General features: G+C 42.8%; 8 protein-coding genes. 7 read left to right on the forward strand and 1 reads right to left on the reverse strand.

All coding sequences use genetic code 11. The annotated features are described in order from the left end of the window. Positions 1 to 245 precede the first annotated feature (245 nt). The 4 genes from ACEW8O_RS20545 to ACEW8O_RS20560 are packed head-to-tail and all read left to right on the forward strand — an operon-like array spanning position 246 to position 6,547. Positions 246 to 1,280, forward strand: coding sequence for a hypothetical protein (locus tag ACEW8O_RS20545; protein ID WP_373496504.1), 1,035 nt, complete (start codon positions 246 to 248; stop codon positions 1,278 to 1,280). A 51-nt stretch (positions 1,281 to 1,331) separates the two neighbouring features. Continuing rightward, the gene (locus ACEW8O_RS20550; RefSeq protein WP_373496505.1) at positions 1,332 to 1,844 is read left to right on the forward strand and encodes a plastocyanin/azurin family copper-binding protein; all 513 of its coding nucleotides are present in this window, start codon (positions 1,332 to 1,334) and stop codon (positions 1,842 to 1,844) included. Positions 1,845 to 1,897: 53 nt separating this feature from the next. Continuing rightward, the gene (locus tag ACEW8O_RS20555; RefSeq protein WP_373496506.1) at positions 1,898 to 4,342 is read left to right on the forward strand and encodes a DUF6797 domain-containing protein; all 2,445 of its coding nucleotides are present in this window, start codon (positions 1,898 to 1,900) and stop codon (positions 4,340 to 4,342) included. Positions 4,343 to 4,348: 6 nt separating this feature from the next. After that, positions 4,349 to 6,547 (forward strand): PQQ-binding-like beta-propeller repeat protein, encoded by a 2,199-nt coding sequence (locus ACEW8O_RS20560; protein ID WP_373496507.1) that lies wholly within the window; start codon positions 4,349 to 4,351, stop codon positions 6,545 to 6,547. Positions 6,548 to 6,667: 120 nt separating this feature from the next. Here ACEW8O_RS20560 and ACEW8O_RS20565 read toward each other — a convergent pair whose 3' ends face one another. Continuing rightward, a complete protein-coding gene (locus tag ACEW8O_RS20565) occupies positions 6,668 to 7,297 on the reverse strand; it encodes a DUF4832 domain-containing protein (protein WP_373496508.1) in 630 nt (209 codons plus the stop codon). A gap of 291 nt (positions 7,298 to 7,588) precedes the next feature. On the opposite strand from ACEW8O_RS20565, the gene ACEW8O_RS20570 reads away from it, so the two are divergent. The 3 genes from ACEW8O_RS20570 to ACEW8O_RS20580 form a co-directional block, all read left to right on the forward strand. Further along, positions 7,589 to 8,926, forward strand: coding sequence for an InlB B-repeat-containing protein (locus tag ACEW8O_RS20570; RefSeq protein ID WP_373496509.1), 1,338 nt, complete (start codon positions 7,589 to 7,591; stop codon positions 8,924 to 8,926). A 23-nt stretch (positions 8,927 to 8,949) separates the two neighbouring features. Next, complete coding sequence (locus ACEW8O_RS20575) at positions 8,950 to 9,306, forward strand: glycoside hydrolase family 30 beta sandwich domain-containing protein (protein ID WP_373496510.1); 357 nt, start codon at positions 8,950 to 8,952, stop codon at positions 9,304 to 9,306. A gap of 328 nt (positions 9,307 to 9,634) precedes the next feature. Then, a partial coding sequence (locus tag ACEW8O_RS20580) for a sulfatase-like hydrolase/transferase (RefSeq protein ID WP_373496511.1) occupies positions 9,635 to 11,485 on the forward strand: 1,851 nt, incomplete at its 3' end.

Genomic DNA, 11,485 nt, shown 5'->3' on the forward strand with positions numbered 1-11,485 from the left:
TCTCTGGTACCCACCTGGCGGGAAGATGACAATTTTGTAAGGCTTTACGATCCATCAGTAGGTAAAGGAAAAGAACTCTTTGAGTACTTAAAAAGTGTCAACCAAGGTGGTGCAGATCTGAAAATTCAAAATAAAGAAATAATAGTATATGATTAGGGCAAGAATTCGATGATCAAAGCATAAAAAATCCGCAAGAAGAATTGATTTTTGAACTATATTGAATTGCTGGATAAAAATTAATAATAATGAAAAGACGTACAATGTTAAAGGGACTGGGTATCGGAGCAGCTGGAACCGTCGGTATACCCGGATTCGCAAATATTGCTCTTGCCCGGAAATTTTGGATGAATGATGTTCCTTCTTTTCCTGAAATAACAATCAAAAACGGGCTGATCCGGGCAAAGGTCTATCTTCCCCATCAAGAGAAGGGATATTACCGCAGTACCAGATTTGATTGGTCCGGGGTGATTTCCAGTCTGGAGTATAAGGGTCACAGCTTCTTTGGGGAATGGTTTGAAAAACATGATCCAAAGATAAACGATGCCATTACAGGTCCGGTGGAGGAATTCAATCCCATTGGATATGAGGAAGCAAAACCAGGTGACACATTTTTGAAAATAGGCGTGGGGGTTCTCCGAAAAGCCGATGATGTTCCCTATAGATTTGCCCTGCCCTTTGAGGTAGTGGATTATGGACAATGGTTTGTATCCGGCAAAAAGGATCAGGTGGAATTTGTCCATCATTTGACAGATCCTAATGGACATTCCTACCATTATCAAAAAGGGTTAAAATTGGTCAAGGGAAAGGCAGAGTTGATTGTGGACCATACCCTTTTAAATACGGGTACCGGGAAAATCGAGACCAAAGGGTATAACCACAACTTTTTCATATTGGATAACCAAAAAATTGGTCCCGGTTATACCGTGACATTCCCCTTTGATCTGTCCCTGGTCAGGGAGAGCAGGGGTTTGGGATCCCTGGTTGAAATCCGTGAAAACCGGATCAACTATTTAAAAGACTTGGAAAAGGGAGAAAGTGCCATGCTTTTTCTTGGTGGATTTAGCCGGCATCCGGAGGATTATGATAACAGAATTGAAAACAGCCATTCAGGTGCAGGTGTGAGAATCACTTGCGATCAGCCCATTTCCGATCTGGCCTTTTGGTCTATTTACACCACCCTCTGCCCTGAGCCCTATATCAAAATCGATGTTGATCCCGGCAAGGAATTTTCCTGGCAGATCAAATACGAATTTTATTCCAATGCACAGCGGTCTAATTGAAAAATGGAAATTATCATTAACCGGTTATTTGAAGTTATAAAACATTATTTTATGAAAATATTAGTCGGGTCAGGTTTTGTTTTATGTCTTGTTTCCTTTTTTCTTATCCTTCCAAAGTCAGATCTTTTGGGAATAAGTAGATTGTATAATCCATCATTTCAAAACACACCTTTAAAAACTATTTCGAAGTATTCAGATACCACCGTGGTAGAAATAAGTACCGGCGGTATTGACCTGCATTATTCTGTAACAGAGATACGGGCCAAAGCCGGTGATATCCTGCTTATCCGATATATCAACGAAGGCGATATGAGTCATAATATTGTAGTGGTAAGAGGCGAGGAAGATATCCGTCCGGTGGGTATTGCTGCACTTCAGGCTATATCGAGTGACTGGATCCCGGAAAAAGAAAAGCACCGCATTATTGCCTACAGTGAGTTAGCAAATTCGGGAGAAACGGTGGAGTTCTCATTCATTGTGCCGCCACCGGGGACTTATCCCTACATCTGTACCTATTCGGCCCATTGGACGCAGATGCAAGGTCGGTTAATCTCAACAGAATAAAACCTCTCTTGGTACCGGAATATTTGAAATAAATATAAATTAATGCAACTAAAATGCGCAAAGCAATTGACAAAAGGTTTACCGTAGGACAAATGGCGAATTTGGTTAAACAACTTTTACAAAGTTCAGTAGTTGCTCTGACAGCAACCCTAATCTCCTATACACCACTTCAAGCCCAGTTTCAACCTTCGGATAATATGAATCCAATGGATCATGGGCCGTTTGTCACATCCACCATTTCTTATGATCCGCTAACGACCGGAAGTATATTTGTAAATAAGGGAATCGCCGTTAAGGTGGGAACCGATCCTCAGGCAGTAATGACTTTTGACACAGATTTATTGCGTGTGGCAAGTGCTTGGACGGGTGGATTTCTTCATTGGTATTTGGAACGGGATGGACTTGAGAATTGGCCAAGCCCTGATGGATTTACCCACTTCGAAACCGGTAAAACCCCCGGTTGGTCACTTAATGGGGAATTTAAGGATCCACGGAGTTGGCCATACGGACCAATTCCGAAAGAAATTGGTCGTTACAAAGGACTTTATATCAACGGTGATCATGTACTTTTTTCATATTCAATTGGCGATAGTGATGTCCTAGAGTTGCCAGGTTTTGAAGAAATTGATGACCATCCTGTTTTTACCCGGACCTTTAACCTGAGCCCCACAAAGGAAACACTTTCCATTCGTGTGCTGCAGGTACCGGAAAATGCCGGAATGGAAATTCTGTCAGTTTCTGATTCAAAGGAGTATATCTTAATCAAAGTCGGAGACAATACCCGAGTTGTAGGGTTACAAGGAGTTTTCGATTCGCGAGCAGCATGGAGGATACAGAACCGTCATCTTATCCTGGATCTCCCGAACCTAAATCAGGCGGTCCAATTCAAGCTTGCTATCGGCCCGATTCTGCCAGGCGAAGCATCCAAATATATGGCCACATACCTGGAACAGTCTAAAAGTGTACCCGATTTGTCCGAATATACCCAACCTGGACCCGGTCAATGGGAGACGCTGCAAACAAAAGCAGTCATGGGTGATGAGCATGGTGCTTTTGCAGTTGATGAGCTTACCATACCGGCTGACAATCCCTGGAAATCCTTTATCCGGCTTATGGACATAGACTTCTTCTCCGATGGACGTGCTGTGGTAGTTTCACTCAGCGGGGATGTATGGTTGGTAGAGGGAATAAAGGAGGGTTTGGAAACACTGAAATGGCACCGGTTCGCAACTGGTTTGTTTCAGCCCAGTGGGGTTAAGGTTGTAAATGATCAGGTTTACGTGACCGGTCAGGATCAGATAACGAGGCTACATGATTCAAATAATGATGGTTTTGCAGATTATTATGAGAATTTCAACAATGAGATCATGGCTTCCACCAATTTTCATGCGTTTACCCTGAACCTGGAAACCGACACAGAGGGGAATTTTTATTTTGCAAAATCAACACCCTGGCCCCCTTATCTCGGCGGAAAGGGGCCTTCTAAAAACGCCGAGATCACTCCCCATCACGGGGTACTTTTTAGATTATCGCCGGACGGTGAAAAACTTGAAATTATCGCTAGAGGTCTTCGCAATCCCAATGGAATGGATATAAACGCCGATGGTGAAATAATTTATGCCGACAATGAAGGTAACTGGGTACCAACAAGTAAAGTCCATAGAATCAAACAAGGAGCATTCCATGGATTCATACCAGCTTCACATCAACCGGATAGGCCTGACTCGTTTGAGCCCCCTATTGTTTGGACACCCCATTATATGGACAATTCTCCCGCTAAGCCAATATTTATCAAAAGCAATAAGTGGCCCGAAGTACTCCATGACAATTTGTTGCTTGCTTCGTATGGCCGTGCAAACCTTTCCATGATTTTGAAGGAAGAGGTGGATGGTGTATGGCAGGGTGCGCATTTGAACCTTCCCTTGATGTTTAAATCCGGCCTTGAGCGTGGACGGTTTCACATAGATGGACATCTTTACCTCGCAGGGATGACAAGCTGGCAATCAATTGGGGAAGATTGGGGTTCTTTTCATAGGGTACGGTATACCGGCAAACCATTGGATATTCCGATATCTATTAATACAAGAGCAGGTGGAATTGAACTTAGTTTTATCCAAAATCTGGATCCCCAAATAGCAACAAATATCGAGAACTATCAATTGCAGAAATGGACCTATCCCTGGACGAGTCAATATGGCACGCGTGGAAAGCTTTATTCTGTGGACAATCCCGGAGCGACAAAACCTGACCAGGTAAAGGTGGAATCCATTCGCTTATCTGATGACGGGAAATCAGTATTTCTTGAAATTCCCGCTTTGAAACCCGGAGTTGTAAATACTTCCATTGGCAAACTTGAAGAATTACCTGATATGATTGAAGCCTCATTGGGTTTGGTCATATCCATTAGTTATCAGATTTCTACCACTGAAGGAATGGAGTTAAACCATATGATTCACAAAACAATACATAAAGTGCCTTCTGAAGGATTTGCAAAATAGATTAAGATGTACAACCTGAGCAAAACAATTACGAATTTGAAATCCATTGTTTTTTTTGGAGGCTTATTGTTATTTCTCTCCTGTTCGGATCCCACCCCTTTCCCGCAAACTACCGCGGATCAGGATTGGCCTTATTACGGAGGCAATGCAGGCGGGAACAGGTATTCCCCGCTCACCCAAATCAACTCCGAAAATGTCCGGGAACTTCAGGTGGCTTGGACATATTATGCGACCGACACTACCATGGATGGTTTTAGACCCAGGGAAATCCAATGTCAGCCCATCATCCTTGATGGAATCCTTTACGGAACTTCCTCCCATCTTGATCTTTTTGCCTTGCGGGCTGATACAGGTGAGGAGTTATGGAAGTTCAAACCTTTTGCAAATAAGAAGCCCAGATACCATTCAAACCGGGGGGTGATGTATTGGGAGGATGGACAGGATAAAAGAATCCTTTATACCGCCGGAAGTTTCCTTTATGCTGTCAATGCCCAATCAGGTGAAATAATTAAAAGTTTTGGGGAAGAAGGTATGGTGTCGCTTTATACCGGGATATGGGAAAACCTGGGTCGGGGGAGGGATGATTTTTCGATCATTGCCACCAGTCCAGGGATAGTTTATAAGGATCTGGTGATCATGGGATCCACGGTTTCTGAAGCAGGTGATGCCGCTCCGGGACATATCCGGGCTTTTGATATTAGAACCGGAGACCTAAAATGGATATTTCACACCATTCCGGAACCTGGAGAATTCGGTTATGATACCTGGCCGGAAGATACCTGGAAATTTCTTGGTGGGGCCAATAACTGGGCAGGAATGGTGCTGGATGAAGCAAGAGGGATGGTTTTTTTGGGTACCGGTTCACCTTCCGTGGATTTTTATGGAGCGGCCCGTACGGGACAGAATCTATTTGCCAATTGCATATTGGCCATCCATGCCGAAACGGGTAAACTTGCCTGGCATTACCAAACCGTGCACCATGACCTGTGGGACCGGGATATTGCCTGCCAACCCAATCTGGTGACTGTCACCCACGATGGAAAATCCAGGGACGCCGTGGCTCAGGCCACTAAAGACGGGCTTATTTTTTTGTTGGACAGGGATTCAGGGATACCTCTGTTTCCGGTGGAGGATAGGCCCGCTCTGACTGGTTATGCCCTGCCTGATGAAGAACCGTGGCCTACCCAGCCTTTTCCTTTAAAACCGGCACCTTTTGCCAGGCAGGTATTTACAGAGGATGACATTACGGATATTACTCCGGAAGCACAGGCATTTGTCAAAGAAAGATTTTTGCAAACCCGCTCGGGAAGCAAATTTATGCCACTGAGCAAAGAGGGCACCTTGGTATTCGGTATTGGTGGCGGCGCCAACTGGGGCGGAAATGCATCGGAACCGGAAGGCATTCTCTATCAAAATTCCAATGAAATGGTCTGGGATATAAGAATGGTGGAAACCAAACTGGATCAAAAGGATGAAAAGATAGACGGGAGGGGCCTGTATATGAGCCATTGTGCTCCCTGCCATGGATTAGAAAAACACGAAGGAAAAGAATTTCCGAGCCTAGTAGAAATTGGGGAGAGGCTTTCTGCAGAAAAAATTGAGAATATCATTAAAAGCGGGCAAGGAAGAATGCCTTCTTTCCAACATATTTCCGATCGGGAAAGGAAGGAAATAATCAACCACCTTTTGAACACTACCGATAAGGGTAATAGGCCTGATGACATACACAGCCAGGATGTCCAAAGGGCTACGGACTCCAAAAGTGATTTCCCCTATATTCCACCCTATACCAACAATGGTTTGAAAAGATTTTTGGATCCCAATGGTTATCCCGCTATAAAGCCACCCTGGGGCACTTTAAATGCCATAGACCTGAATTCTGGGGAATATCTTTGGCAGGTTCCCTTAGGTGAATTCCCGGAGCTTACGGCAAAAGGCATACCCGTGACAGGAACCGAAAGTTATGGTGGACCCATTGTCACAGCAGGCGGATTGGTGTTCATCGCCGCGACCAGGGATGAAAAATTACGGGCATTTGATAAAAAAACAGGAAAGGTAATCTGGGAATACCAGCTTCCGGCAGGGGGCTTTGCCACTCCTGCCACCTATCAGTTGAATGGAAAACAGTATCTCGTAATAGCAGTCGGTGGCGTAAAGGATGGAAACAAGCCCGGGGGATATTATATGGCATTTACCCTGCCGTAGGAAAGTGTGCTTTAAAAGTGATGATGTAATTTCGGTAAAAATAGATTCAAAGTCAATGTAGTTCGGCCTTTTCAATCCGGAAAAGGTAAATTTAGTTCGACCCTTTCAGGGTCGCGGGGGTCATATCATTTTCGTTTTGTCCACGGGCAGCGGCCCGTGGCTATTGAGAAGTTTGACCCTTTCAGGGTCATCAATAGTAATGTTCGGTAACCCTGCCACCAATTTGGAAATATTTACCAAAAACAGTTCATAAAAGCCTTCGTTGTCCATTATTTGTTTTTGAAGACCTAATTGTACTGGACGATTTGTCTCTTCATCTGTAGTTAATTTTATTTTTAATTTATATTCCCCTGCAGTAATGTCTTCAGGTAAATTAAACCGGTACTTCTCCAAAACCAGGTTATCAGGAAGCCAATAGTCAGGCTTGGCGTTATCAAGTTGAATGATATGTTGCTTGTTTTCCCCTTCCAATTTTGCCCAAAGGAGATATTTATCATATGCCCTGGAAACGCCCTTGTTCATCCATTCTACAGAAAATTCCAGTGGTTCTCCAATTTTTGCAGAGCCGTTGTGGCTAACGCTCTTTGGGAAAAACCAATAGCCGCACATATTCAGCAACTCTCCGGTCAAATCCGGATTGTCCTGATACCATTCTTCCATATAACCAAGGTAGCCAATATAAGTAGCCCGAAGTTTTCGCAACGATCCTCTGAACAGGTCAGCTCCACTATAATCTTTTCCCTGAATCATCTACTATTCAGGCGCAACTTCCCTTGACTTATAATTTGGCTGTTTATAATCAAGCTTAATTATAATGCTGCTCTAATTGCCGAAATCCCAATTTTTTAAAAAAGTCGTTTTATTTTGGGGTTGTTTTGGAATTTTTCGCCTTTTATAGTTATAAAGGTTAAAATAATGGCGTACAAACAAAAAATTAAGAAATATCCGAAATACAGTAATAAAAGTATGATTAGCCCGGTTTTTCCATTTTTTATTGAAAGTACCCAATACCAACCCATTAAGGAAATAAACACCATCTTCATGAAAACTATTAATTTTTCACGCTTAATTCTGATTTTCTCATATATAGCCTGCACTGCTGAGGAAGATCCTCAGGTATTTTCTCTTACTGTTAACAACGGTTCCGGAGGGGGTACTTTTGCTTCAGGAGAAATTGTAAATATTCATGCCAATGCGCCTGCCGAAAACCAAGTGTTCCAAGTATGGACCGGTGATATAGAAACATTGGAAAATGCTTCAAGTGAAAGTACCACCATCACAATGCCCTCAAAAAATGTTGTAGTTAATGCTACTTACCGCACATTTAATGCTCAGAACATTGTGAATGTTTCTGCTGACTTCTCAAGCAAATTCCAGACTATGGAAGGTTTTGGTTTTTTTGGTGCCAGAGATGTGTGGTGGGGCAACGCTAATGCTGCACATTTTCATAGCGATGCGTGGCTTGAAATGATTATTGGTGATCTAGGTTTGTCGATGTGGCGCAATGAAGTATATCCGCATTTGCCTGTCACTGATAATACTGCACCAAATCAGGATGCCCATTGGGACAAGCAAAGGCCGATGGTTCAGGCTTTGAAAGCAAAGGCGGACCAATATAATGTGGACCTGCGGGTTATCCTCACCGCCTGGACTCCTCCCGGTTCATTTAAGTGGAATGCCTGGGGATATAACTGGCCCGGAGATCAAAATGCACAGCGCGGTCCGGGATCAGATGGTGATTTCTGGCCTGAACGGGGAGTTCCCAGACCCGGCGAATCTCCAAGCCATAACAGTGGTACACTGAATCCGAATAAATACGATGATTTTGCACAGTGGTGGATTGATGCCATCCAAATGTATAAAGAGATTGGCATAAGTGTATATGCCATAAGCCCCCAGAATGAGCCTGCGTTTAACCAATTTTATAACTCCTGCTTTTATACCACTCACTGGTATGCTGAAATGATTAATGGTGTAATTCCCAAAATTAAAGCTGCGCATCCGGAGGTTTTAATTTTTGGTTCAGAACATATGCTCCAAAATGAAGGGCGGGAATCAGATTTTCCATTTTTTTATCACAACAGGTTGAAGCAAGACCCTACTGCCATGACACACATAGATGCACTGGCTGTACATGGGTACCTCGATGGGGTAAATGTATCCTCAGGGACGGATCTTGCCCGGTACTGGTCTAACCACAAAAGAGAGTTTAGTTCAGATACCGAAAAGCGTGTTTGGATGACAGAAACTTCCGGATATGAGGATTCTTGGGAGGCAACGGGTGATAGGCCAGGTGCTTTGGGTATGGGAATGGATATAGCTACAGCTATTAACTTCGGAGATTTAAGCCTTGGGTTCACTGGCAGGGCAGCAATTTAAGTGGAATAGATAGGTATAGCATCATGTCAGACCGAACAGTAGGAAAGAAATACCATGCATCTAAACACTTTTACCACTTTATCAGGCCCGGTGCTGTAAGAATAGAGGCCACTTCATCCGATGAGGATGTTACTGCACTGGGTTTTGAACATGCAGCTCATAATACCAAGACATTTATATTTATAAATACCAAAAAAGAAGAAGTTGCAGTCAGACTCAATATGGCAGAAGGCTCAGCAGAGGAATTTGAAATGTTTGTGTCCTCAGCCACCTTAAATTGTGCTTCACAGGGTACCATTGCAGCCAATGAATTATATCTGCTCCCGGCAAGGTCTATAGTAACATTGCATTCTGGTGGTAGCAAGCTGGAGAATGATTAAGTGGAGGGTTTTGAAATTCAAAACACAGGAACCATGCCCTGGAGGGCATCCAATTCATTGGACATATAACGCTCAACAACCCAAATATTAAGTCGGCCAGATTGCTGGATATAAATGGCTATGAAGTAAGGGAGATTAGAGTGGAAAATCTTGAAGATGGACAAAAGATAAAAATTATACTCCCTCAGGAAGCTAAGTTGAAAAGAAAAAGGAGGTATATTGACTTTACATCTACAAAGTCTATATAGTAACAATAATATCATGCTTCGCTTGAAGTTATGCAATAACCCTGAGTAAATAAAAATAAATGATTTTATCCCTAGGTAGTATGAATAGAGATCCACTTGATAGAATATATCTTATATTGTTAAAATGGGGCAAGCTTATCGGACTCATTGCATCCATTTCATGTGCAACTAAAGAGGACCTCCCTCCCCCAAATATTCTTTGGGTCACCATAGAGGACCTTTCACCCCATTTAGGTGTTTACGGAGATGAAAATGCAAAAACACCAAATTTGGATGCCTTTGCGGCGAAAAGTATCCTTTTCACCAATGCATTTGCAACTGCCCCGGTATGTTCTCCATCAAGATCTTGTTTGATTACAGGGTTTTATGGTTCTTCTCTTGGAACTCAGCATCTGCGATCCAATGTCAAAATCCCTGATTCAATTACTCCATATCCGAAATACCTTAGAAAGGCAGGTTATTATACCACCAACAATTTCAAGGAAGACTATAATTTTATAGACACAACAATTTGGGACAATTCTTCTAATAAGGCTCATTGGCGGGAAAGAAATGGTGACCAGCCCTTTTTCAGTATTTTTAACCTGATGTTAACACACCAATCCTCCATCTTTGGGGACGATTCTGTTTATAATAATCGGATTAAAGAGTTTTTGCCATTTATTACCTTGTCCTCAGCGGATGACCTGACCCTTCCTCCCTACTATCCGGATACACCTGAAATCCGTAAGTTATGGGCGCGGTATTACACCAATATAAGCATTGTGGATTATCAATTCGGAAAATATTTAAGGGAACTCGAAGACGATGGGTTGATGGAAAATACCATTGTGTTCTTTTATTCGGATCATGGAACCGGGGTACCCAGGCATAAAAGGGCATTGTATGATTCCGGAATGAAAATTCCCCTTATGGTACATATCCCTGAGAAGTATGCAAAGAAATTTAATTTTAAGAAGGGAATAACCAATGACAACATGATTAGTTTCATTGATTTTGTTCCAACACTTTTTGAATTGACAGGAATTGAGTCCAAGGGCCATTATCCAGGCAAGGCATTCATCGGTAAAAAAGAAATTGAAGAAACGCACCATGTCTATGGAGCCTCAGACCGGGTAGATGAAGGCTATGACCTGGCAAGGTCTATTCGCACCAAAGAGTATTTATACATACGGAATTTTCTTCCACATCTACCTTTACTTCAACCCAACTGGTATACAGACAATTCTGAAATCATGAAGGAACTGAATAGGGTTAGACACGAGGATAATCTAAGCCTAGCCCAAAAGGAAATGTTTACCTCCCATCGGTCTTTGGAGGAATTGTATGATGTTGAGAAGGACCCGCATCAGCTTCAAAATCTTGCAAATGACCCAGGCTACCAGGACATCTTGCAAAATCTGAGGAATGTTTTGAATGATGAAGTATTAAAAAATTTTGATACTGGCTTTGCACCGGAACCGGAACTTATCCGATTATCCGAAGAATCTACCCCTTTTGAGTTTGCAAGGAAAACTGATCTATATCCATTGGACAAAATATTAAGGGTTTGTAATATAGTGCTTGAGGATAATATTTTAGAAGATGATTTGGTTAGGTACCTGGGTGATGCTAACGGGCTGGTGAGATATTGGGCGGTTATCGCTGCGGGATCGCTGGAAAAATTCGATGCAACATTAATAACAGCATTACAGGCCCTCTTGAAAGATGAATACCCTACAGTTCAAATAGAGGCGGCCAGATTGCTTGCAGAGCAAAATGATGATAATACCATAGAAGTTGTTACCGGACATATGAAGTCCGGTGACCCCGCTTTGGTATTGTACGCAAGTAGGACATTTCAGAAAATGGCAAAGGATAGGGAAGTTTTGCCGAAAGAATCCAGAGCACTTTATGAGAAGCTGAAAAATGAACCACCCCGTGGATCCGAT

This window comes from Aquiflexum sp., assembly GCF_041749095.1.
Lineage (GTDB): Bacteria > Bacteroidota > Bacteroidia > Cytophagales > Cyclobacteriaceae > Aquiflexum.

What these genes read in the sequence shown, in the direction of transcription:
- ACEW8O_RS20560 (WP_373496507.1), top strand. Translation starts at nt 4,349, where the DNA reads ATGTACAACCTGAGCAAAACAATTACGAATTTGAAATCCATTGTTTTT.
- ACEW8O_RS20570 (WP_373496509.1), top strand. Translation starts at nt 7,589, where the DNA reads ATGAAAACTATTAATTTTTCACGCTTAATTCTGATTTTCTCATATATA.
- ACEW8O_RS20575 (WP_373496510.1), top strand. Translation starts at nt 8,950, where the DNA reads ATGTCAGACCGAACAGTAGGAAAGAAATACCATGCATCTAAACACTTT.
- ACEW8O_RS20550 (WP_373496505.1), top strand. Translation starts at nt 1,332, where the DNA reads ATGAAAATATTAGTCGGGTCAGGTTTTGTTTTATGTCTTGTTTCCTTT.
- ACEW8O_RS20555 (WP_373496506.1), top strand. Translation starts at nt 1,898, where the DNA reads ATGCGCAAAGCAATTGACAAAAGGTTTACCGTAGGACAAATGGCGAAT.
- ACEW8O_RS20565 (WP_373496508.1), bottom strand. Translation starts at nt 7,297, where the DNA reads ATGATTCAGGGAAAAGATTATAGTGGAGCTGACCTGTTCAGAGGATCG.
- ACEW8O_RS20545 (WP_373496504.1), top strand. Translation starts at nt 246, where the DNA reads ATGAAAAGACGTACAATGTTAAAGGGACTGGGTATCGGAGCAGCTGGA.